The 22,404-nt window shown below is 69.5% G+C and carries 26 protein-coding genes; 23 read left to right on the top strand and 3 right to left on the bottom strand.

What is annotated here, in order from left to right; genetic code table 11:
- The first annotated feature begins 7 nt into the window (after nt 1-7).
- The 4 genes from ACFY1J_RS24050 to ACFY1J_RS24035 all read left to right on the top strand — a co-directional run bounded on the left by ACFY1J_RS24050 (nt 8) and on the right by ACFY1J_RS24035 (nt 2,018).
- On the top strand, nt 8-568 hold the full coding sequence (locus ACFY1J_RS24050; protein WP_390731859.1) for a hypothetical protein: 561 nt from the start codon (nt 8-10) through the stop codon (nt 566-568).
- On the top strand, nt 568-894 hold the full coding sequence (locus ACFY1J_RS24045; protein WP_390731858.1) for a hypothetical protein: 327 nt from the start codon (nt 568-570) through the stop codon (nt 892-894). Before ACFY1J_RS24050 ends, ACFY1J_RS24045 begins: the two co-directional genes overlap by 1 nt.
- A 17-nt stretch (nt 895-911) precedes the next feature.
- Nucleotides 912-1,301, top strand: coding sequence for a hypothetical protein (locus ACFY1J_RS24040; RefSeq protein WP_390731857.1), 390 nt, complete (start codon nt 912-914; stop codon nt 1,299-1,301).
- Nucleotides 1,302-1,373: 72 nt separating this feature from the next.
- Nucleotides 1,374-2,018, top strand: coding sequence for a phage tail protein (locus tag ACFY1J_RS24035; RefSeq protein ID WP_390731856.1), 645 nt, complete (start codon nt 1,374-1,376; stop codon nt 2,016-2,018).
- Between the two features lie 57 nt (nt 2,019-2,075).
- Here the strand turns inward: ACFY1J_RS24035 and ACFY1J_RS24030 are convergent, their stop codons facing one another.
- Entirely contained in the window at nt 2,076-2,759 is a 684-nt protein-coding gene (locus tag ACFY1J_RS24030) for a hypothetical protein (RefSeq protein WP_390731855.1), read from the bottom strand.
- Between the two features lie 60 nt (nt 2,760-2,819).
- Here ACFY1J_RS24030 and ACFY1J_RS24025 point away from each other — a divergent pair, with 60 nt between their 5' ends.
- The 19 genes from ACFY1J_RS24025 to ACFY1J_RS23935 all read left to right on the top strand — a co-directional run bounded on the left by ACFY1J_RS24025 (nt 2,820) and on the right by ACFY1J_RS23935 (nt 20,068).
- Complete coding sequence (locus tag ACFY1J_RS24025; RefSeq protein ID WP_390731854.1) at nt 2,820-3,128, top strand: hypothetical protein; 309 nt, start codon at nt 2,820-2,822, stop codon at nt 3,126-3,128.
- A gap of 20 nt (nt 3,129-3,148) precedes the next feature.
- Nucleotides 3,149-3,436 carry a hypothetical protein gene (locus ACFY1J_RS24020; RefSeq protein WP_390731853.1) on the top strand — a complete coding sequence of 96 codons (288 nt, stop codon included), beginning with the start codon at nt 3,149-3,151 and terminating at the stop codon, nt 3,434-3,436.
- Between the two features lie 53 nt (nt 3,437-3,489).
- Complete coding sequence (locus ACFY1J_RS24015) at nt 3,490-3,930, top strand: hypothetical protein (protein ID WP_390731852.1); 441 nt, start codon at nt 3,490-3,492, stop codon at nt 3,928-3,930.
- Nucleotides 3,931-3,932: 2 nt separating this feature from the next.
- Nucleotides 3,933-4,214: a hypothetical protein gene (locus tag ACFY1J_RS24010; protein WP_390731851.1), complete on the top strand. Its 282-nt coding sequence runs from the start codon at nt 3,933-3,935 to the stop codon at nt 4,212-4,214.
- Nucleotides 4,215-4,238: 24 nt separating this feature from the next.
- Nucleotides 4,239-4,625 carry a hypothetical protein gene (locus ACFY1J_RS24005; RefSeq protein WP_390731850.1) on the top strand — a complete coding sequence of 129 codons (387 nt, stop codon included), beginning with the start codon at nt 4,239-4,241 and terminating at the stop codon, nt 4,623-4,625.
- Between the two features lie 47 nt (nt 4,626-4,672).
- Complete coding sequence (locus tag ACFY1J_RS24000; RefSeq protein ID WP_390731849.1) at nt 4,673-8,887, top strand: phage tail tape measure protein; 4,215 nt, start codon at nt 4,673-4,675, stop codon at nt 8,885-8,887.
- A complete protein-coding gene (locus ACFY1J_RS23995; protein WP_390731848.1) occupies nt 8,888-10,153 on the top strand; it encodes a phage tail protein in 1,266 nt (421 codons plus the stop codon).
- A 569-nt stretch (nt 10,154-10,722) separates the two neighbouring features.
- On the top strand, nt 10,723-11,889 hold the full coding sequence (locus ACFY1J_RS23990; protein ID WP_390731847.1) for a siphovirus ReqiPepy6 Gp37-like family protein: 1,167 nt from the start codon (nt 10,723-10,725) through the stop codon (nt 11,887-11,889).
- Between the two features lie 6 nt (nt 11,890-11,895).
- Entirely contained in the window at nt 11,896-12,915 is a 1,020-nt protein-coding gene (locus tag ACFY1J_RS23985) for a hypothetical protein (RefSeq protein ID WP_390731846.1), read from the top strand.
- On the top strand, nt 12,915-14,465 hold the full coding sequence (locus tag ACFY1J_RS23980) for a GDSL-type esterase/lipase family protein (RefSeq protein WP_390731845.1): 1,551 nt from the start codon (nt 12,915-12,917) through the stop codon (nt 14,463-14,465). The genes ACFY1J_RS23985 and ACFY1J_RS23980 overlap by 1 nt, the downstream gene beginning before the upstream one ends.
- Nucleotides 14,466-14,493: 28 nt before the next feature.
- Nucleotides 14,494-15,441: a hypothetical protein gene (locus ACFY1J_RS23975; RefSeq protein WP_390731844.1), complete on the top strand. Its 948-nt coding sequence runs from the start codon at nt 14,494-14,496 to the stop codon at nt 15,439-15,441.
- A gap of 11 nt (nt 15,442-15,452) precedes the next feature.
- The gene (locus ACFY1J_RS23970) at nt 15,453-15,680 is read left to right on the top strand and encodes a hypothetical protein (protein WP_390731843.1); all 228 of its coding nucleotides are present in this window, start codon (nt 15,453-15,455) and stop codon (nt 15,678-15,680) included.
- Nucleotides 15,681-15,730: 50 nt separating this feature from the next.
- On the top strand, nt 15,731-16,264 hold the full coding sequence (locus ACFY1J_RS23965) for a hypothetical protein (protein ID WP_390731842.1): 534 nt from the start codon (nt 15,731-15,733) through the stop codon (nt 16,262-16,264).
- Nucleotides 16,264-17,259 carry a glycoside hydrolase family 25 protein gene (locus tag ACFY1J_RS23960; RefSeq protein WP_390731841.1) on the top strand — a complete coding sequence of 332 codons (996 nt, stop codon included), beginning with the start codon at nt 16,264-16,266 and terminating at the stop codon, nt 17,257-17,259. Before ACFY1J_RS23965 ends, ACFY1J_RS23960 begins: the two co-directional genes overlap by 1 nt.
- A 3-nt stretch (nt 17,260-17,262) precedes the next feature.
- The gene (locus ACFY1J_RS23955; RefSeq protein WP_390731840.1) at nt 17,263-17,448 is read left to right on the top strand and encodes a hypothetical protein; all 186 of its coding nucleotides are present in this window, start codon (nt 17,263-17,265) and stop codon (nt 17,446-17,448) included.
- Nucleotides 17,445-17,741: a hypothetical protein gene (locus tag ACFY1J_RS23950; protein ID WP_390731839.1), complete on the top strand. Its 297-nt coding sequence runs from the start codon at nt 17,445-17,447 to the stop codon at nt 17,739-17,741. The genes ACFY1J_RS23955 and ACFY1J_RS23950 overlap by 4 nt, the downstream gene beginning before the upstream one ends.
- 135 nt (nt 17,742-17,876) lie before the next feature.
- Nucleotides 17,877-18,497, top strand: a complete 621-nt coding sequence (locus tag ACFY1J_RS23945) for a hypothetical protein (RefSeq protein WP_390731838.1) — start codon at nt 17,877-17,879, stop codon at nt 18,495-18,497.
- A gap of 5 nt (nt 18,498-18,502) precedes the next feature.
- Entirely contained in the window at nt 18,503-19,534 is a 1,032-nt protein-coding gene (locus ACFY1J_RS23940; protein WP_390731837.1) for a helix-turn-helix domain-containing protein, read from the top strand.
- A gap of 432 nt (nt 19,535-19,966) precedes the next feature.
- Nucleotides 19,967-20,068 carry a hypothetical protein gene (locus tag ACFY1J_RS23935; RefSeq protein WP_390731836.1) on the top strand — a complete coding sequence of 34 codons (102 nt, stop codon included), beginning with the start codon at nt 19,967-19,969 and terminating at the stop codon, nt 20,066-20,068.
- 16 nt (nt 20,069-20,084) lie between these two features.
- Here ACFY1J_RS23935 and ACFY1J_RS23930 read toward each other — a convergent pair whose 3' ends face one another.
- Nucleotides 20,085-20,708: a 2'-5' RNA ligase family protein gene (locus ACFY1J_RS23930; protein ID WP_390731835.1), complete on the bottom strand. Its 624-nt coding sequence runs from the start codon at nt 20,706-20,708 to the stop codon at nt 20,085-20,087.
- A gap of 14 nt (nt 20,709-20,722) precedes the next feature.
- Nucleotides 20,723-22,192, bottom strand: a complete 1,470-nt coding sequence (locus ACFY1J_RS23925; protein ID WP_390731834.1) for an XRE family transcriptional regulator — start codon at nt 22,190-22,192, stop codon at nt 20,723-20,725.
- Between the last annotated feature and the right edge of the window lie 212 nt (nt 22,193-22,404).

Below are 22,404 nucleotides of genomic sequence, written 5' to 3'. Positions count from 1 at the left end.
GTGAGTGGTGGCAGCGTTCGCGACCTCCGGGGACCTGGCCGCCTTCCTGGAGGACGACGGCCTGAACCTGGCGACCGCGGAGCTGGTTCTGACCGCGGTGTCGGACGAGATCCGCGACGCGCTCGGCTGGTCCGTCACCCAGCAGGCGGCCGTGGTCGAGACGGTGGACGGCCCCGGCACCGCGGACCTGCTCCTGCCGACCCTGCACCTGACCGCCGTGGCCTCCGTCGTGGAGGACGGCAAGACGCTCGCCTACCCGGCCGACTACCTCTGGTACGAGCGGGGCAAGCTCACCCGCATGTCCGGCGGCGAGCCCATCGCCTGGACGGGCAAGCGGCAGGGGGTCGTGATCACGCACACGCACGGCTACCCGGACGGTGCGGTGCCGGGCGTCTTCAGGACGGTCACGCTGGAGACCGCGGGACGGCTGGCCGGCAACCCGGGCGGGCTGCTGAAGAGCAGGACCGTCGGCCGGGTGGCGGTCGCCTACGCCGACGTACGGGCCGCCGCTGCCGGGGTGGGTGACGATCCGCGCCTGGACTTCTACCGGCTGCCGGAGGGGTTCTGATGGGGCGGCTGGGCCGGCACACGGCAACGATCCTGCGCGGGCGCGGCACAGATGGGTTCGGTGACCCGCTGGCCGGCGACCCCGACGAGTTCGAGGTCACCGGCACCAGCATGCAGCCCGCGTCCAGCATCGAGACCCTCGACGGCGGTGACCAAGTCGTCAGCCTGTGGGACTGGTTCGTGCCCCCGGGCACCGACGTGCGGGCCACGGATCAGGTGCGGTGGCGGGGCGCCGTGTACGACGTCGACGGCGACCCGCCGCCGATCGACGACGAGCGCGGCCGGCCGCACCACATCGAGGTCAGGCTGCGCCGGGTGACCGGCTGAGCGGAGGGGGTCAGCCGGTGGCCGACTTGCAGCCCTACCCCAACATCGAAGCGCTCTTGGTGGCCGGTCTGGGCGAGTTCGGTAGCTGCGGACAGACCTTCCCGCCGGCCGCCGAGCTGGCCGGGCAGCTGCCGTTCGTCCGCGTGCGGCGCCTCGGCGGCGGCGACGACCTGCGCACCGACAAGCCGCGTGTCGACGTCGAGGTGGCGGCCACAACCTATGCCGAGGCGATGCGGATCGCGCTCGCCGTACAGCAACGCCTCATCTCCGGCCCGCTGCTGGTGCCGGGTGTCGGCCTGATGGACCGGGCGCGCACCGAGATGGGCCCCAACGAGGTCACCGACGCCGACCCGCACACCCGGCACATAGTCGCCACGTACGAGTGCCACACGCGCCGTAGCGCGTAGCCCGCCCGCCCCTGTGCCCCGCCAGCTGCGGGGCTCTGCCCCGTATGGAGTCCCGCAGGAGAGGAGTCGGGCATGCCCGCCTGGAGCACGCTCCGGAAGCACCAGAACCGCCTGATCAGGAAGGCGCTGGAGGGCTCGACGTTCATCGCGCCCACCACCTCGTCCGCCATCAGTGCCCTGACCGGCACGGACAAGGCGCTGCTCGCCCTGCCCGCCGGGTACAACGACCTCGGCTGGATGTCGGACGACGGCCCCCAGTTCTCGTCCAACGTCGACACCAGCGAGGTCACCTCCTGGGGAGCGGTCGAGCCTACCCGCCGGGACATCGTCGCCGACGTCACCACCCTCGAAGTGCAGGTGCAGGAGACCAACAAGCAGACCATCGGCCTCTACACCGGCGTCGACATGACCGCGGTCATCCCGGACGCCACCTCCGGCGAGGTCGCGGTGACCAAGCCGGACCGGCCGCCGCTGCGCTTCTACCGGGTCCTCACGATCGGCATCGACCTCGACGACGCGGGCGAGATCTACATTGCCCGCTTCCTGCCCCGCGCGTCGGTCACGGACAAGGGCGACCAGGCGTTCACCAACAGCGACAACCCGATCGGCTGGCCGGTGACCCTGACCGCCTACCTGGACTCGACGCTCGGCTACTCGGAGCGCTTCTATTTCGGCGGCCCGGGCTGGTCGGCGCTGCTGACCGCGATGGGCTTCTGATCGCCGCGGCGGCTGCCCCTTGGGCGGGCGGCGGCCGTCGCGGTCCCATCGTTTCGGTCAGACCTGGTCCCAGTCGTCGGGCAGCGGACCCGGAGGACACCAGTTGGCCCCGTCCGTGCGCTTCAGGTAGGGCGCGGGAACGTGATCTGGCAGAGGCTTGTCGTCCATGAAGTACGCCAGAGAGATCAGCAGGTACTTGATGTAGTTCTCGATGTCACCGAACGCCCTGTTCATCATCGGGCTGTCGGTCTCGATGCCGCCGTAGGCAAGGTCGGAGGCCAGCGTCCCCAGGGCTCGGTACCGGCCCGCCAACTCCTGATCGCCCAGGCGCATCAGCGAGGTCCACATGGCGCGCTTGTAGTCGTCCAGGACCTCCCTGACCACTGCCCTCCGCTTCCCCATGGGGGTTGCCGTCTGTTCGCCCAGCGACCCGGCTTCTCGCAGCATCGGCAGCTGCGGAACGACCATGCGCAGAGCAGCGACTGGCTCCAGCAACTCGGCGGCAGCATTGCGGGCGATCGCTGCACGCTGCTCACGCTGGTCGAGGTCCCGTTGCTCGGCCGCAAACCTCTGCTGGACTTTCCGGTCCTCCTCAGCGATCTTGCTCTGCCGCTTGAGCGTCACCACTGCACCGCCCCAGGTGCCGACCCCGGCGGCGATGCCTGTGGCCAGAAGGGTCGCCAGGCTGTCGGCGCTCAGGAGATCGGAGAGGGTCTCACTCCAAGAAATCATGACGGTCATATTGTCCGTCTCGGTCGTTAACTCGCAAATCGAGCACGTGGCTTGCGAAGGAGGAGGGTCATGGAGCCTGTCGAGTACGTCGCGCCGGGCGGCGCCGTGCAGCTGGTCGAGGACCCGGCCACCATGTACCGGCTCCAGGCGGCCGGATGGCGGCCCCGCCCCGAGCTGGAGACCCTCGCCGGCGCCGACGACGAGGCCGCCCGCGAGCACCTGGAGCGCGCGACTGCCTACGAACGCCAGCAGCTGGCCGAGCAGGAGGTGCGGGAGGCCAGGTTCGCGCCCAGGCCCAAGGCCAAGGACGGCGACCCGGAGCGGGAGGCGAACAAGGAGAAGCCGCCCAAGCCCCGCACGCCGCGCCCCAAGGAGTAGCCCGCCCAAGGAGCCCGCCCATGCTCGACCTCGACACCCTCGAACGCGAGGGCACCCCCGGCCCGTTCACCGTCAAGCTCGGCGGCCGTCCCTGGAAGCTGGCCGACCCGCAGGACCTCGACTGGAAGCAGCTCGACCAGCTCGGCACCGTGTCGGCCGAGACCGACCTGCGCCTGCTCCTGGGTGAGCAGTTCCCCGAGTTCCGCAAGCTGTCCCTGCCCGGCTGGAAGTTCGAGAAGCTGATGGAAGCCTGGCGCGCCCACTACGGGCTGGGCAGTCCGGGGGAAGCCGACGGCTCGTCTACCTGATCCGCAGGTACGGCGGGCCGATCGAAGCCGATCTCGCCGCGTTCGGTTGGGACTTGGCCGCCCTGTGGCGCACGCGCCGCTGGCGGTTCCTCCTCAATCTGATCGACCACTTGCCGCGCACCTCTCACTTCGTGGCTGCCATGGCCGATGACGACGAGCTCGCCGAGCAGCTGCCCGAGCCAGAGGGCGACACCCACCCGTCGCTGATCGAATACTCGCCGGTGGTCGAGCGCCTGGACCTCGTCGTCGACCGGCTCGGCGAAGTCTTCACCGCGGTCGTCAATGGCTACGCCAAGAAGAAGCAGAAGCCGCCCCGCGCGCAGCGCCGCCCCCAGACCGCCCGCGACCGGGCCAGGCTCAAGCGGCGCAAGATGCGGCACGCCCTCATCCTCGCGCGGCTCAAAGAGGCCGCCGACACCGGCCGGCCGACCATGGCCGACACGGTCGCCGACACCCGCTCCATGGCCGATGTGCCCCGCCGACGTGAGGAGTAGCTATGGCGCTCATCGAATTCCGGCTCGACACCGCGGGCATCGCCGAGGTGCTGAAGTCCGGTGAGTTCCGGGACCTGATCAACGGCAAGGCCGTCCAGGTCGCCGCCAATGTGCGCGCGAGCCTGCCCGAGAACGCGCCCGTCGAGTTCCGGCCCTACACCACCGACCGGCAGGCCGCCGCCGTCGTCGTCCGCCACCCGCGCGCCCGCCAGTGGGACGCCGAGCGCGGCCTCATGCGCCGCGCCGCCGAGTCCGCCGGCCTCGAATACAACCCGCGCGACTGATCCCCGCACCGAAGGAGCCCGCCCATGCCCGCCAGCCAGCCCCGCAAGCGCGCTGCGGCGAAACCAGCCGACAGCCAGCCCTTCGACTTCAACCTGGACGCTGTCCAGCCTGAGCAGGACCACCCGCCGTTCCGGGTCCACTGGGGCGGCAGGCGGTGGACGTTCATGCACCTCGCCGAGCTGGACGTGTGGGACGTGCTGGAGCTGGCCGACGCGGGTGACGTGGCCGCGATGGTGGGCGCGTTCCGGGCCGCGCTCGGCGAGCAGTGGGGGGACTTCCGGAAGATCCGTATGCCGCAGTACAAGCTGCGCAGGCTGTTCGACGCCTATCGCGAGCACTGCCGCATCGACGAGGACGGCAACCCGCTCGACGGCCAGTCCGAGGAGACCGCCGAGCCCGCTGCCTCCTGATCCGCCGCACCACCCGCGCCCCTTGACACCCGGACAGGAGGTGCGCGATGGCCAACCCCAGCGCCGGATACGCGGTCCTCCAGGTCATCCCCTCAGTCCGGGGGATCTCCGACGAGCTACGCCGCCAGCTGGTCGGCCCCGCCGGGGACGCTGGCGATCGCGCGGGCGCCGCTGCGGGCGAGGGTCTGAAGAGCAAGCTGAAGGCCGGGGCGGCTGCGGCAGGCATCGCCGCCGGGGCGATCCTCGTCAAGGGCATCGGCGAGGCGATCGACCAGGCCAACATCACGTCGACGCTCCAGGCGCAGCTGGGCACCTCGAACAAGGTGGCCGCCGCGCAGGGCAAGGTGGCGGGCAAGCTCTACAGCACGGGCGTCTCGGATTCCTTCCAGGGGGCCGCGGACGCCATCAAGGCCACTGTGCAGGCCGGTCTCGCCCCGCCCGGCACCACGAACAAGCAGCTGACGTCGATCGCCACCAAGGCCACCGACGTCGCGAACGTCTTCGGCCAGGACATGCCCGCCGTGGCGAACGTCGCCGCACAGGCGATCCGTACCGGCCTGGCCAAGAACTCCACCGAGGCGTTCGACCTGATCACCAAGGGCTTCCAGGGCGGCACGGACAAGGCCGGGGACTTCCTCGACACGATCAACGAGTACGGCACCCAGTTCCGCAAGGCCGGGCTGGACGGTGCCACCTCGGTTGGGCTCCTCAACCAGGCGATCGGGGCGGGCGCGCGAGACGCCGACATCGCCGCCGACGCGATCAAGGAATTTTCGATCCGTGCCGTGGACGGGTCGAAGACTACGTCGGACGGCTTCAAGCTGCTCGGCCTCAACGCCGACGACATGGCTGCCAAGTTCGGTAAGGGCGGCAAGAACGCCACCGCGGCCCTCGACACCACCCTCGACCGGCTGCGGAACATCAAGGACCCGGTCAAGCAGTCCCAGGCCGCCGTTGCCCTGTTCGGCACCCAGGCCGAGGACCTTGGAGCCGCGCTGTTCGCCATGGACCCGTCGTCCGCGGCGAAGAAGCTCGGCGACTTCGCAGGGTCCACGAAGCGCATGGGCGACACGCTGCGCTCCGGGCCGTCGTACGAGATCCAGAAGTTCACCCGCGCCCTGAAGCAGGGGTTCGTCGACTTCCTCGGCGGGAAGGTCCTGCCGATCATCACGCAGGCCGGGCAGTTCTTCAACACCTACCTGCTGCCCCCGATCAGCACGGTCGCGTCGGTGATGGCAGCCGTTCTCGTGCCCGCTCTGGGCGGGCTCTTCAAGGCGGGCCGCGGGGTCGTGAACTGGCTGCGGGACATGGGCACCTGGCTGATCCCCATCGCGATCGCCGTGGGCGGGCTGGCCCTGGCCATGTCGACGTCGGCGATCGCGGCCGGTGCTCAGGCGCTCGCCATCGGCGCGGTGACCGTCGCCATGCGCGTCGCCCGGGGGATCTCCCTGGCTTTCGCCGCGGCGCAGGCGGTCGTCAACGCGGTGATGGCCGCCAACCCGATCATCCTGGTCATCGTGGCGATCGTCGCGCTGGTCGCGGCCCTGGTCATCGCGTACAAGAAGTCGGAGACGTTCCGGGCGATCGTGCAGGGCGCGTTCAATGGCGTCCTCGCGGTGGGCAAGGCGATCGGCTCCTGGTTCTCCGGGCCGTTCGTCCGCTTCTTCACGGACACCATCCCGGGCGCCTTCCGCGCGGTGCTGAACTGGGTCAAGGCCAACTGGCCCTATCTGCTGGGCGCGCTGACCGGGCCGATCGGCCTGGCCGTCGTATGGATCATCAAGCACTGGTCCACGGTCCGGGATTTCTTCGGCCAGGCGTGGGGCGTGATCAAGCGGAACGCCATTGACCCGATCTTGCTGTTCTTCGGGACCACCCTGCCGAACGCGGCCAAGGGTGCGCGGGACATCGTGGTGGGCGCGATCCGCTGGCTGGCGCTGCGGGTCCTGGACGCCTTCGGGTCGATCATCGGCGGTGCGGCCAAGCTGTTCGGCTGGGTGCCCGGCGTGGGCGGGAAACTGAAGCAGGCCAAGAAGGCGTTCGACACCTTCCGCGACGACGTCAACAAGGCGCTCGGCGGGATCAACAACAAGGAAGTCAACACCTTCGTCAACTTCAAAGGGAAGTCGATCAGCGCGTTCAGCGCTGGGCGCATGGCCACCGGCGGCAGGGTCAAAGGGCCCGGCACGGGAACCTCGGACTCCGTGCCCATCTGGGCGTCGGACGGCGAGCACATGTGGACGGCCCGCGAAGTACAGGCCGTCGGCGGGCACGGCGCCATGGAACGGATGCGCGCCGAGGCCCGGACGGGAGCATTCCGCGGCTACGCCTCGGGCGGCGCCGTGTCGGTGCACCCGCACCGGCCATCATCGAAGGCTATCTCCGGCACGGCTAACCGCATGCTGCTCGACCTGACAAGCGCCAGCGCCCGAGCCATCTTCAACCGCTACATGTCGATGATCTCCGCAGGCCCGTCGTTCACCGGGCTGGGCGCGAAGGTCGGGGCGAGCGCGGCGGCCGCCATGGCGTACGCGCAGAACTTGCTGCGGGCCCGCATCTACGGCTGGAGCATGGTGCAGTGGCCGGCCTGGCGGTCGCTCGGTATGGGCGAGTCCGGGTGGCGGTGGAACGCGCGGAACCCAGTGTCAGGGGCGTACGGTATCCCTCAGTGTATGGATAAAGACACAATGATCCTCACACGTCGGGGATGGCTCCGCCACGATGAAGTGCGCGTCGGCGATGAGACCATCGGCTACAACTCGCAAACCCGTGAGAGCGAGTGGACTCGCATCACCGCCGTTCACCACGGTGTGGGGGAGTTGCGCCGCTTCGGTACCTCCCAGTGGTCTGCGGTCTCAACGCCCAATCACCGCTGGCTCGTAGAGCGCACCGAGCCGCTGTGCGACCTGCCGCCTGAGCCAGGGACCATCCCCTACGGCAAGTGCCTGTGTGGTTGCGGCGGGACAACCACGCTCGCCAAGAACCCGGTGCCTGAGAAAGGCATCAAGCGAGGCATGCCCAACCTCTACCTGCACGGCCACCATGCACGTGGGAAGCGACGCGATCCAGACGCGACGGACGAGTACTTCGTCGAACAGCAGGCGCTTCAGCGCAGACAGCAGATCGTTCTAGCCCGGCCAGCCGCGACTGAATCCAGGCTCGACATCACCCTTGAGGAAGCGGCGCTGCTTGCGTGGATCGCAGGAGATGGGTGGCGGGTAGAGCACCGCCCTGTGCGCGGGAGGAATGCAGAGAAGGGCTACAAGTCCGGTTCCCGACCGATGACGTACTACATAGGCCAGACCAAGAAGGAGAATTGGGCCGCCATTGAAGCGGCCATCGACGGCCACGGCCGAATCTCACGTACCCGCGAACGGCAGGTCGACGGCGAGCTACGTCGCGACCGGGAATGGCGGTTGTCGGCACCGTATGCCCGGGACCTGACGGAACGAGCTGGCAACCCGAAGACGGACTGCTTCCAGCAGGTGCTCGCGATGTCGACCGAGCAGCGCGAGGCTTGGCTGGCGGCCATCATCCAGGCTGAAGGACACGTGTCGCAGCGTGGCAATCGTGCGTCCATTACGCAGATCAGCCAGAAAGCGGGGCCGCTTGCGGAAGCCATCGTGCTGGCCGTCTACCTGTCCGGCCGCCGCCCCAGCGTGTACGTCAGCAAGCGCACCGGAGGCTGGCACGGCGCCGTGCCGGTGTGGACCATCACTCTCACGTCGCCACGCACAGGCGAGCCTCGTGCGACGGTCGGAGGCAAGAGCTGCTGGACGGATGAGTCGCTCGGCGTCCAGGAAGTGTGGTGTGTCACCACCGACCTAAGCACTTGGACCGCACGGCAGGGAAACGAGGTCTTCCTCACGGGCAATTCCCTGCCCCCGGGGAAGATGGCCAGTGCCGGGGCCGACTGGCGCACCAACCCGGCCACACAGATCCGGTGGATGGCGAGCTACATCCGGGGCCGGTACGGCACCCCGGCGAACGCGTACGCGACGTGGCTGCGCAGGCGGCCGCACTGGTACGACGGCGGGGGCGCGCTGCCGCCGGGCCTGTCGCTGGCCTACAACGGCACCCGCAGGCCCGAGGCGGTGCTCACGGACCGGCAGTGGTCGGCGCTGTTCGCGGCTGCGCGCGGGGGCGACGGCGGCGGGGACACGTACAACTTCTACCCGCGCACCCTGGACATGACGGTGCGAGACCTCGACACGCTGCAGCGGCGCAAGGACGCCGACGCCCGGGTGGGGAGGCCGCGGTAGATGCCGATCCTCGCCGGGCCCGCAGAGGTCGTCATACCGGTCCTGCTGCCGCAGGTCGGGTTCGCCACCGCAGTGTTCATCGACGCCGACGGGGTCACCTGGCCGCTCACCGACACCGCTGACGACAACGGGTTCTTCACACTGGCGGAGGGCGTGTCCGGTCTGGGGGCGGCGCCGCGCGAGCTGACGAAGGACGACCATCCGCGCGGCGGCTCCCGGCTCCGGCACGTCCAGCCCGTCTCCCGCACCATCGTCTGGCCGCTGCACGTGTTCGGCGCCACGCACATGGAGTTCGTGACCCGGTGGCGGCAGCTGGCGTCCGCGTTCACCGGCACCGTGCGGCTGCGCCAGGACGGCACGCGCATCCCGGGCATCCTGGAGATCGCCCGGCCGGACGGCACCCGCCGCCGCATCAAGGTCTACTACTCCGAGGGCTTCGACGGGCAGGGCAAGCAGGGCACGGGCATCGTCTCCGACGCGGCGATTCTGTCCCTGTACTGCGAGGACCCGTTCTGGTACGACTCGGTGGCGATCGGCGAGCACCGCGGCATCGACGCCGGCGGCACCGTCGACTTCCTCAGCCCGTACCCGTCCATCTCCTCGTCGCAGGTCCTCGGCGCGACCTCGCTGACCAACCCGGGCGAGGTGACCGCCTGGCCCACGTGGACGATCACCGGCCCTGGGACGGCGGTCACCGTCACCCACAGCGGCACCGGCGAGTCCTTCCTCATCACCCCGGCCTCCGTCGGGGGCACGCTCGCCGCGAAGGACAAGGTGATCGTCGCCACCGACCCGCCGAAGGTCACCAAGTACACGGCCGAACAGCAGACGATCAACCTCGGTGCGGCGACCGCGGGCACGATCACCATCACCTTCGACGGGCAGACCACCGCCTCCATCGCGTTCAACGCGACCGCGGCCACGGTGCAGGCGGCGCTGGAGGCGCTGCCGAACATCGGCGTCGGCAACATCTTCGTCACCGGCGGCCCGCTGCCCGGCACGATCACCCTGACCTTCGCGGGCAAGTTCCTGGGTGTCAACGTCTCCCAGGTGACGGTCACGCCGACCGGGCTGACCGGCGGCACCGTCACCGTGAACACCACGGTGCAGGGCGGCACCGCCAACTGGGTCGGCGCCCTCAACTGGCCGGGCGCCCGCCTGTGGGGACTCCCCCCGGGCGTCAACCCCGTCACCTTCAGCGTGTCCGGATCGGCCACCGGCAGCGCTGTCGACGTCGCCTTCAACCCCCGCTATGAGACGGCCTGATCCCGCCTCAGCTCGCGATTTGCGGATTCACTCGGGAGCAGTTCGGCCATACGCCGTCATGGCAGCAGTTCGCCTCGCGAAGAGGGCCTCCAGCCTCTCCTGAAGGCCTTCAAGCTCCAGGTGTGGCTCTTGTGCAAGGAGCAGTCGGGCCTGGGCCTCAACCTCTGCCCATGCCCGTCGGCTTTGACGGTTCGCAATGCGCCGCACATCGCTGCGCAGGAAACCGGCCCCTGCCGAGAGCCCCGCGGCAGCCAAGGCCAGCAGGGCCGCCGGAACACGCGCGTCCGCTGATGCCAGGCCCGCAGCTCCTGAGACTCCCGCGAGCACCGCAGCCGGGAACCCGAGCGCAACGTCGAGGATGCTCCAAAAGTGGACGCGTCGATCGGCGCCTTGCATGCGCCGTTCTGCCTCCCTCAGCAGTCGTTCAGTCTCTGCGCGCAGACGTGACCTCTGTTCGTCAGTGCGCCTGATCGGAGGGGTTCCACCGCCTTGAGTCACGGCTTGAGTTTCTCAGTCGGCGCGCCCTAGCGCATCAGGTGATCCCGTAAGTACCTATCGCAGGAGGGACGTTGGCCATCCAGCTGCTGGTCACCAACCGGAACCTCCAGATCCAGGGCGACCCCATCGACGGGTGGACCAGTCTCGACTGCACGAAGCGGTTCAACGAGCCCGCCTCCGGCTCGGTCGAGCTTCCCGCCCGGCCCGAAATCATGAGCCTGTTGCAGCCCGGCAACCGGCTGCTCGTCGTACGGGACGGGGCGATCTGGTGCGCGGGCCCGATGGAGATCCCGCAGGACTGGGCCTGGTCCATCGGCGCGTCGAGCGAGCCCGACCCCGGCCAGGTCACCGTCAACTTCTCCGACGACCTCGCCTACATCGCCGGATACGTCACCTGGCCACTGCCCGCGAACGCCTGGACCGCCCAGCCCACCGCATCCCAGCGGCAGATCTTCACCACCAACAGCGAGACGATCATCCGGACGCTGGTCAACGAGAACTGCGGGCCCGGCGCGCTCGCCGCCCGGCAGATCCCGTCCCTGGTCCTGGACGCCGTGGCCGGAGTCGGCACCACCACGTCGGTCAGCACCCGGTTCGAGGCCCTCCTCGACTGCTGCCGCCGCGTCGCCATCGACGGCGGGAAGATCGGTTTCCGCACCCGGCAGGACACCGCCACCAACCAGATCAAGTTCGGCTGCTACGCGCCCGCGGACAAGACCAAGACCGCACGGTTCTCCACCGGCCTGGGCAACCTGCGCTCCATCGCCTACAAGCAGTCCGCGCCGACGGTGACGCACGCCCTGGTCGCGGGCAACGAGAGCGCCTCCCCCTCGCAGGCGTTCGTCGAGGTCGCCAACGCCACCGCGGCGTCGACCTGGTACCGGGTCGAGAAGTACGTCGACGCCTCGCCGGACAACGACACCAACGGCGAGCTCACCTCGGCCGGGAACGTCGAACTCGCCGAGGGCTCCAGCCCGGTCGAGCTGGCCACCGTCACGGTCGACACCGACGACCTCAAGGCGGGCCGGGACTTCGATCTCGGCGACAAGGTCACCATCGAGCTGCCGACCGGCCTGGAGGTCGCCGACGTGGTGCGCTCCATCCACCTCCAGGCGAGCCCTCGTGGCGGCGAGTACGTCACCTCGCTGGTGGGCTCCCCGGAGGCCACGTCCGACCCGCAGATGGTCCGCCTGATCCGCGAACTCGGCCGGCGTCTCGGCCGACTGGAAGCGAAGTGAGGTGACATGGCCGAGTCCTCCTGGCCCGATCCGGCAGCCGCCCGCGTGCTCAACGACCTCCAGTACGAGAAGCTGGCGGCACCGCAGTACGTCGACGGGCTGCTCGGCACGCCCAGTGATCTGCCGCTGGTGTTCGCCGATGGCACGGCCATGTCCGTGTTCCTGCGCGCGAGCCGCTATGCGCAGCTGCGCGGCCACGGCTGGACGTCCGGCACCACCCAGGTCACCAAGACGATCGGCGCCAACAGCTCCGGGCAGACCCGCGTGGACATGGTGGTGCTCGGCCTCAGCCGGTCGACGTGGGCGGTCACCTCGTACGTCAAGGCGGGCACCCCCGGCTCGGGCCCGCCCGCCCTCCAGCGGGACACCGGGGAGACCGGCATCTTCGAGATCCCGCTCGCCGAGGTGACCGTGCCGAACGCGGCCGGCGTCATCACCGCGGGCAATGTCACCCCGCGCGCCTGGTACGTACGGCCGGACGGGGCCTGGACGACGTCCACGACACGGCCCGGGGTGCCCGACGTCGGCGACGTCATCACCGAGGCCGGGGCCAAGTACGTGTGGACCGGCTCGATCTGGAAGAACATCTCCGACCCGGCCGCCCCGCAGCAGTCCGTGCAGTCGGTGTTCCTCGGCGGCAGCGCCGACATCACCGGCGACAGCACCTGGCGCGACTTCCCCGGCGCGAAGTGGCCCGCCCTCACCTTCACGGTGCCGCAGTCCGGGCGCTGCTTCGTGACCATCGGCGGCTGGGTCCAGAACACCAACAGCAACGCGTCGGTGATCTGGATGAGCTACCGGGCCTCAGGCGGCGGCTTCGCCACCGGCACCGACTCCACCGTGACGGACCCGCGTGGCGTCTCCGCCATCGCCGGACGCACCGCCGCCTCCCGCCGCGTCCTGTTCACCGGCCTCACCCCGGGCGCCTCCGTGACCCTTACCCCGATCTACTTCGCGTCGTCCGCCAATGCGGACGCCAACGTCACCTACCTGCGCTACGGGCGCCTGATGATGGAGCCTGCCTGATGGCCCGCCACTTCTTCGGGCAGTCCCCGGCTGACTGGACGTTCACTGTCGGTGCGGCGGACGCCGCCACCCTCGCCGGCGGCGTCACGATCAAGTTCTACGACCAGCCCACCGCGGGCATCCAGCACACGGACCTGCTCGACTCCACCGGCGCGCCGATCACGCAGGTGGTGTCCGCGACCGGCGCGACTGGTCTGCCTAAGGGCACCATCCCGCGCTTCCAGGGCCCCGACGGGATCACCTCCATGTGGGCCGATGCCGGGGGCGGCTACCGCTCCCTGATGGTCGCGGTCGACACCGGCGCCGACGTCACGACCCTGACCAACTCGTTCAACGCACACGCGGCCTCCCCGAACGGCCACAACAGCAAGCTCGCCGACCTGACGGACACCTCGGTCGCCCAGCCCGCCACCGACGTCAAGGGCGGTGGCCTGCTCACCTACGACCTCACCCAGGGCAAGTGGCGCCCCGACGGCACGTCGAAGGCGCTCCAGGGCTTCCACGCGGGCCTGGCCAACCGGCACTTCCAGCGGTGCAACATCGTGTGCATCGGCGACAGCATCACCGAGGGGCAGGGCGCCACCGCCTTCGCGAACTCCTGGCCCGCCCGGCTGCGGCAGCTGCTGCGCTCCCGCTTCCCCACGGACGGCAACCCCAAGGGCGGACGCGGCTACATCGGCGCCCTGTCCACCGGCGAGACCTCGTTCACCTGGCCCGCTGTCGTCGCCGGCGGGCCCACGCAGAACGACGACTGGGGCCCCAAGCGGCTCACCTGCCAGTTGGATGCGACCGCCCCGGCGGACCGCATCGCGTACGCGGCGCTCCAGGGCACCGCCGCCGACATCATGTGGACCCGGCTCGCAGCCGGGGGCAACTTCCAGTGGCGGGTGGACGCGGGCGCGTGGACGACCGCGGCGACCGGCGGCGTGCAGCAGGACGGCATGCTCACCCGCGTCACCCTCGGTGCGTCCGGGGCACACAGCCTGGACATCGAGGCCAACAGTGCCGGGTTCCAGGCGTTCGTGTCCGGGGTCGTCGAGTACGACGGCGACGAGAACGCCGGGATCACCGTCCACGACGCCGGGCACTTCGGCTGGGACACCAGCTTCTGGATCTCGGCGATTACCGCGGCGGACACCTGGCCGTCGGCGATCTCGGCCCTGAACCCGCACCTGATCGTCATCATGCTCGGGGCGAACGACCAGTTCCTCAACTCGGCGCCGTCCGCGTTCCAGTCGAACTTGGTCAGCCTGATCGGCAGCCTGCGCGGCGCGGCCCTCGCGCCGTTCCCGTTCCCGCCCATCCTGCTGGCGATGCACGCGGCCCGCGGCGGCACCTTCACCTTCCCCTGGTCGGACTACGTCAACGCCGCCCACACCGTCGCGGCCGGAGACCCCCTCGTCACCGTCCTCGACCTCACCCTCGGCCCCCGCCTCCCCAACCAGGCCGACACGCCGAACCACGGCCTGTACGCGGACACCGCGCACTTGTCCAACAAGGGTTGCGCCTACGTCGCCGACCGCATCGCCTCCTTCATCGCGCCCCGCTGAGCGCGCCCGCCCTGTTCCTGGAGGACCCATGGCCCGGATCTGGGCTGCCCTTGTTGCGCTCGTCTTCGCCCTCGTCGGCTTCCTGGCGACGGCCACCCCGGCCCGCGGCGACACCGCCGGCCTGAACGCGTTCTTCGCCTCGTACCACGCGGATACCGGCTCGTCGGTGGCGCTCGGGGACGGCCGCACTCTGTGGCTGTTCGGCGACACCTTCACCCCGGCCGGGACGTTCCGCCGCAACAGCGCCGTCGTCCAGGGCAGCGACAGCGTGGTGCGGCCCCGCTCCGGCACGTTCGCGAAGGCGTCGGCGGCCGGGCACTGGTACTGGCCCGGCGAGGCCGTACGTGAGGGCACCCGGCTGCGGGTACTGGCCATGGACTTCACCTGCGCGGAGCCGTGCGGGGCGTGGGACATGCGCTACGAGCGCACCGACGTCCTCACCTACCGGCTGCCCGACCTCGCCTACCTGGGCAGGGTGTCGCTGCCGCGCCGCACCTCCGGGGCGATGTGGTCCCAGCTGCACGCGGCCCGGGACGGCTACACCTACGCCTACGGCTCGTACGCCGTCACCGGGCAGCTGGGGAAGGCCGTGGAGGTGGCCCGCGTGCCTTCGGGGTCCGTCTCTTGCGTCTCGTGCTGGCGCTACCTCGGCACCCGCATGGGCACGTCCATGGAACTGGGCACGGTCGTCTCCGTCGTGCGGAAGGCCGCGGGCGGATACCGGCTGTACTCCAAACGGCTCGACATGTGGTCAGAAGAGATCCTCGCGTATGACTCGGCCACCCCGTACGGGCCGTGGGGATCCCGCCGCACCGTGACCACCACCCCGCAGGACAGCGGCCGCTGGACGTACACCGTCGAGGCCCACCCCGAGCAAGGCGCCGGCACCGGCCGGCTCGCCCTGACGTACGCGACGAACTGCCCGTCGCTGTGCGGTGAGTACCACCTGACCGCGATCACCGTCTCGGCGCCGTGAAGGAGCACGTCATGGACTTCCCCCTGTGGCTGTGGGCCATCCCCGCCGGGAGCTTCGCCGTCCTGGAGACGCTCGCCATCCGCAACCGGCACCAAGGCGACACCGCGTCCGAGCTGCTGCTGCTGCTGCTGCTGCGGCGAGCGGCCGGGATCAGTCCCGCACGGCCATGGCAGCCGATCGGTATCGCCGCCGTCGCCACGTTCTGCGCCTGGCTCGCCCACCACCTGATCGGAGGCTGACCATGCTGAGGCTACTGAGGCGCCGCCAAGTCCAGACGTGCCCGCGCCGCATGAGTGATCTCGGCCCCTGGCCGCGCGAGGAAGGGCAGGACGCCTGGACGACGCGACACGGGCTCGTGGGCCAGGACGCGGTCGGCGCCTCCTGCTCGTTCTGCGGTTCCCTGCACCCGGACCGCTTCATGGAGCTGCTACGGGAAGGCTGGATCGTCGGCCCGACCGACAAGACCTACAAGGCGTACCTGTCCCGCCCCCTCACCGACGAAGAGAAGGCCCAGCGCAAGGCCCGCTGGCTGGACGGCTTCACCGCTGAAGAGATCCAGGCACCTGCCGAGGGAAGGGGGGAGACAGCCGACCAATACAGGGCGGGGCTGGAGGCCGTGTACGACTCACAGGTAGCCCCGACCGAGGGCGGCAGCACGGAGGCGAAGTTCTACTTCCAGCATCTCTCCGAAGCCCAGTGCCGCGAATTCGTCGACCTCTACAACTCCAGGCGTATCAAGGTCGGTTACCCGGGCCGCTTCTACGTGCTGCCGTTCTTTATGAGCCCGGCGGCGGCAGGCGACCAGTCCGGGGAGCGTGCGTGATGGCCACCTGCCGGGGCGTCGACGTCTCCAGCTTCCAGGCCCCGCAGGACTGGGCCGCCCACCAGCGCGCGGGCGTCGTCTTCGCGTGGTCCAAGGCTTCGGAGGGGCAGCGTTCCCGCGACTCGCGGTTCGACGCCCACATCGGCGCGATCATCAAGGCCGGACTCGTGCCGGGCGCCTACCACTTCGCGTGGCCCAACCAGGACCCGGTCGCCGAGGCGGACAACTACATCGGCGCGGTCAAGCCGTACGCGAGCGCCCGCGACTTCGTGCACTGGCTCGACCTGGAGCGATACTCGGACGGCCGTAATTACGCGGGCCGTACGGACGCGCAGATCCTGGAGTGGGCCAAGGCGTGGATCGTTCGGGTGCAGGCGGCGTTCCCGCGGCAGCGTGTCGGCGTCTACACCTCCGCCGACGACATCGCCAAGGGCCACCTGGCGGCCGGGGTGCCGCTGTGGTACCCGGCCTATCAGGGCACGAGCGTCGACACCTACGCGGAGGCGGAGGCCCGCCTGCGCCCGTCTCCGTCCGGACGGCAGCCGCTGATCTGGCAGTTCACTTCGGACCCTGCGGGCAGCAGCCCCCGCATCGACCTGAACCTCTGCTACCTGTCCGCCGACCAGCTGCGTGCCTGGGCGGCGGGAGAGAAGGACGACATGCCCCTCACCGACGCCGACGTCAAGAAGATCACCGACGCCCTGGTCCCCAAGGTCGCCGACGCCGTCTTCGCCAAGCTCTTCAAGACCGACAACGTCCTCGCGGCCCCGGCCGGCGCCCCCGACTACGCCACGAACAAGTTCTGGACGTTCCAGAGCCACGTCCAGGCGACCACCGCCACGGTCCGCGAGGCCCGCGCGGACGCGGCCAAGGCCGTCCAGCTGGCGACGGACCTCGCCGCGAAGGTCACCCCCGAGGCGCTGGCGGCCGCTGTTCGCCAGGCCCTCACCAACGAGGTCATCGTCCACCTGTCCGTCACCACCCAGGAGGGCTGAACCGTGAAGATCTCCCGCTTCTTGAAGGCGGTCGTCGCCGGGCTGGCGGCTGGCGCCGCGTCGCTGGCGACGGCGATGAACGACGGCACCGTGACAGGATCCGAGGGCGTCACCGCGGTGCTCGCCGTGCTCGGCGCGTCCGGCCTCACGTGGGCCGTGCCGAACCGGCAGCCGAAGGGCCAGGTGTGACCGCTTCGCTGCCGGACTCGTCGGCCGTCGTCGCCGTGGAACTGGCGCAGCTGCGCGGCGAGCTCGGCACGGGCATGGCCGAGGTCAAGGGCAGCCTGGCCCTGCTCGTCGACCGCTCGAACCGTTCGGACGCCGACCTGCGGCAGCTGCGCGAGGACACGGAGAAGGAGATCGAGGCCCTGCGGACGGAGGTCGAGGCGCTCAAGAACCGGCGCTTCCCGCTGCCGGTGGTCAGCGCGCTGACCGCCCTCGCCGCCGTGGTCGTGGCCGTCGTCGCGCTCTTCACCCGCTGAGAACAGACGCCGAGCCCCCGCCGCCTTATGGCGGCGGGGGCCGCTCTGTGCGCGGCCATCGGGTCCCACTGAACTGCAAGAGGAATAGTCCGCGGAATAATTGACAGGGGATCATTAAGTCGGCAGGATGCCCGTGTGACGCAACCGATCTCGGCGGAAGACGCCACCCAGATCCTGTCCCCGCACCTCAACAGCATCGGTTTATGTATCGACCGAGGCTGGAAGCGCTGGCGCGCGCTGCTCGCTCTCGACGCCGAGCTGGGCATCGTCATCAGTAACCGGTCCCGTGCCAGTCTCGTGTACGACTTCATCCGTTACGAAGCGCTGAACACCTTCGACACAAGTACGGATGTAACGGTCAGCGACAGCAGGGGCTTCCTCCTCCTCACCTTCGCCGACAAGATCGTGATGCGGTTCAAGAAGTTCCGCGACGGCAGCCTCCGCACCAGCGGCATACCGACCCAGCAGAGCATCGAGTACGCCCACCAGGTGCTCCCCGGCATGGACGAGTTGACGCACCTCGTGGCTGGCTACTTGCCAGACGAATCGGGTCTTGACCTGCGCCTTGCAGCCATCACCTGCACCTTGGACAGAGATCAGCTCTGGGTTCTTGACCTGGACCTGGGGATCGATCAGGCTGCGCCGGTCACGCCAATTCCCATCCCGCTCGGGAACGCCCAAGATCAACGGGATACCATCCTCCGGCCCAAGTCGGACGCAGACGACACAGGCCAGACCGCTTCGGACGAGAGGTAACAACCATGAACCCGCGCCTGCTCCAACTAGCGCGGGAGTCACGCGGACTGTCCCAGTCCAAACTGGCCAGCCTGGCAGGCATCTCCCAAGCAGCGCTGTCAAAGGCGGAGAACCGCGTCGGGCCCCTGTCGCCTGAACGGCTGGCCACGATCGCAGACGTACTGGGCTACCCCCCGGAATTGTTCGACTGGCCCGATGAGCCGGTGGGCCTGGGGCCGTCCGGCTTCTATCACCGCAAGCAGTCCGGGCTGGGCAAGACGGCGTTGCAGCGCATCGAGGCTGAAGTGAACCTCCTGCTGATGCAGCTGCGTCGGCTGGAAGCAAGCGTGGAGATCGACCCTCCCTTCCGCTTGCCGGTGCTAGATATCGAGGAGCACGAGCCGGAGGATGTGGCCGTCAAGGTGCGCGCCAGTTGGATGCTTCCGGACGGTCCGGTGCACGACGTCATCCGCACTGTCGAACGGGCCGGCATTGTGGTGGTCCGGCGGGACCTGGAATCCCCGAAGATCTCCGGTCTCAGTGTCCGCCCGCCCAACGGCCTCCCTGTGATCATCTTGAACAATGGGATGCCACCGGCCCGGGAGCGATTCACCGTACTTCACGAGCTTGGACATTTGATCATGCATCAGATCCCGAGTGATGACGGCGAGCGCGAGGCCGACCGGTTCGCGTCGGAGTTCCTCATGCCAGCACGGCTAGTCGGACCGCAACTGACCGGCCTGAACATCCAGCGCGCGGTGCAACTCAAGCAGTACTGGAAGGCATCAATGGCTGCGATCATCCAGACCGCCCGTCGGCTGGAGAAGATCGACGAACGCAAATTCAAGAGCCTCCAGGTGCAAATCTCCCAGCTCGGCTACCGCCGCAACGAACCAGCCGAACCGGAACAGGAAGAGCCCCGCATCCTCCCAGGCATGCTTGACCTACACCGCAGCGAGCACGGTTACTCAGACGCCGAGCTGGCCAAGGTTGTAGGACTGCGGGTTCGCGAGTTTCACGCCGAATACGGCGCGGCCCGCGGACTTCGCGCAGTCTGATCGCGCACGGCCCCGCCGCCTCGTACGGCGGGGCTAATTCGCATGCCGGGGTGCGACCCTGGCGGCTACGGTGGGGGCGTCCAGGTGCGCAGACTGCGGCTACTTCTCCTGTCAAGAGGGAGACGCGGGTTCGAATCCCGCCGCCGGTTGGCCGGCGTCGTGTCGTGGCCGAGGACACCAACGTCGCCGCCGCCGACTCTGATCTCTGGACATTCAGTCACGGGCCGTCCGCCACGGGGGAGTTGGGCGGGCGGCTTCGTCATGTTTTCGGTCCCGCTTGCCTCAGGAATCGAACAAGCGCTCCAATCGGGGGCATGCACGGAGTGGACCACCTCACCGACACCCAGGAGCGGATCCTCGGCGTCATACGCCGGCGCATCGTCAATCGGGGCGAAGCCCCCCAGCGTTGCGGAGATGGCCAGGGAAGTGGGGATGCGTAGCCGGGCGTCCGTGCACTATGAGCTCGGGGAGCTGGTGGCGAAGGGTGCCATCGTCCGCGAGCCCGGCCGCCCGCGCGGCATCCGGCTCGCCTGACGACAGCGCCCTGAGGTCAGCCCAGTGAGACCGTCGCGTAGGTCTCCCACTCGTACATCTGATGGTCGCGGTGCAGCACGATCAGCTCAGCGCTGGTGATCTGCGCCCGCGCGGGCGCGAGGTCAAGGCCAGCGAGCGCCGCTGCCACTGGTGCGGCCGAGCCGTCCGAGGCGCTGTATGCGACGGAGACGTGCGGGGTGAACCTGTCGGCCCGCTCGGGCACCTCGTCGAGGACGTCGCCGATGGCCGTCCGGACGCTGTTGCGCACCCGGCGCACGCGCTCATCCGGGTGGACGTGCAGCAGGATCGCCTCGGGGTCGATGACAGCCGGGCCGATCTCGACGTCGAAGGCCGGCACGGCGGCGAGTTGCTGCTCGGCCGCCGCCACGATGGCGTCGACGTCCTTCTCCGTGGCCTCGCCGACGAAGCCGATGCCCTGCATGGTGAGGTGTAGCCACTGGTCCGGGATGAGGGTGACAGAGTCGCCGAGCGGGGCGAGTGCCGCCCGATACTTGGCGGCGAGACGGTGGACGTCGTCCTGGTGCTCGAAGGTCAGGTGCCAGGTGTAGAAGCGGCGGCCCACGCTCCAGCCGGGCCGCCACCACCAGTGATTCCGCATGGTCTCGGTGTCAGATGTCATGACCCGAGATCCAATCAGGCGGCGCCTCTGCCTGGCGAGAGTGCGAGCTGCCGAGGAGCCGAGTCCAGGCAGAAGTCCTCGATCGCGCCGCGCAGGCCTACGCCTGCCGATCCCGCGGCCCGGCCGTGTCCGAGGTCCGGGATCAGCTCGTGCAGCCGCTGGGTGACCGGCGCGAGCCGGTGGTCTGGCGGCAGGGCGAGGACCGGGGCGAGCGCTTCGAGTGCTCCTTCGGCCTCCCCGGTCGTCAGATGCGCCGCCGCCTTGCTGATGTGGATCTGTGCCTCAGTGCCGTACGCCCGGACGGGCTGTGTGGCCAGCAGGTCGAGGGCGTTGTCTGCGCTGTGTAGCGCCTGGGCAGGCTCGCCCACGCGGAGATGCACGGCGGCCGCGTAATTCTCCTGCCGTGCAGGCTGGCAGGAGAAGAGACCGCCGATGTCGTCGACGTCGACGACCGAGTCCCGGGCGTCCTCGGCGCGGGCGAGCGCGGTCATGGCTTCGTCGTGCGCTCCGAGTCTGCTCCAGGCGTCCGCCTCCTGGCAGGCCAGCAGGACGCCCACGGTGCCGGTCGGCTGGCAGGCGGAGCCACGGCGCGCGTACGCGATCGCGTCACGCAACCGGCCGTCCCAGAAGCAGATCTTCGACCGGGTCGACAGCACCCAGGCGCGCAGCGTGTTGTGTCCGGCGAGCTCGGCGCACAGCCAGGCAGTGCGTCCCTGCGTGTCCGCGTCGCGGAGCTGGCCGAGGTCCGAGGACATCCAGGCGAGCAGGCCGCACAGGTAGCCGGCCGACATGTACAGGTCGGCGGACTGGCGCGGGTACTGGTGACCTTCCAGCAGCGCGAACGTACGGTCGCGGAGCTGCCGTGTGCGGTTGAACAGCAGGACCGGGTCGGAGGTGAGGTAGTCGTCCGCCAGGGCACGGGTCTCGGCCATGACCTGCTCGATGGCGATGTCGCCGACGTTCGATGCTTCTGCCCACTGTGCCCACGTCGCTGACTCGTCGGCGGCCAGGCGCACGAGATCGGGCCCGGTCGGGGCGAGGGGAGCGGCGGAGGCCGGGGCGGCGGCAGGAGTGGTCCCCGACTGCGCACTGGTGAGGGCGCGCAGGTCGGTGTCCGGCAGGGTCTGCCGGTCCTCCAGGTCCAGGAGATCGGCGGGCCGGCACCCGTAAGCGGCGGCCATGGCGAACAGCACGGGCATGCTGGGGCGTCGCGCGGAGGGGCCGGGCCACTTCTCCCATTTCCCGACGAGTGAGGCGTCTGCGGCGACGGCCTCCCCGGCGTGGCGCGCGCTGGCCTGGGTGATCCGGTCGGCTGCCGCCTGGAGGGTCCAGCCGAGGGCATGACGCCATGCCTCGCGAGGCCTCACCCGGTAGCGGGTGCGCATCTCGATCGAGACGTCCGCGGTAGTGCAACCGGCGGCGGTCATGCTCTGACGCAGGGCGTCCCGGTCCTGCTTGGAACCAGGCTTGATGGGGGCACTCATCGGCAAGCTCCCTGTGGTGCGTCGTGGACCCAAGTTAGCGGCGGCATCGCCTAGTTGAGTGACGAGAGCCCGGAAACGGCGTTGGACACCGACCAACCCGTTGTCCAAGAAATCAAGTTGCCGCAGGTCACGCGGCATCGGGGTGTCCAAAAAAGTTGGGCACGGCTGCCCGTGACGCGGAGCGCCCCTCTTGGAACCGTAGGAACACGGAA

The organism is Streptomyces sp. NPDC001406, from assembly GCF_042895285.1.
GTDB lineage: Bacteria > Actinomycetota > Actinomycetes > Streptomycetales > Streptomycetaceae > Streptomyces.
The sequence above is the reverse complement of the archived record's forward strand: the minus strand, read 5'-3'. Positions and strand labels throughout refer to the sequence as shown.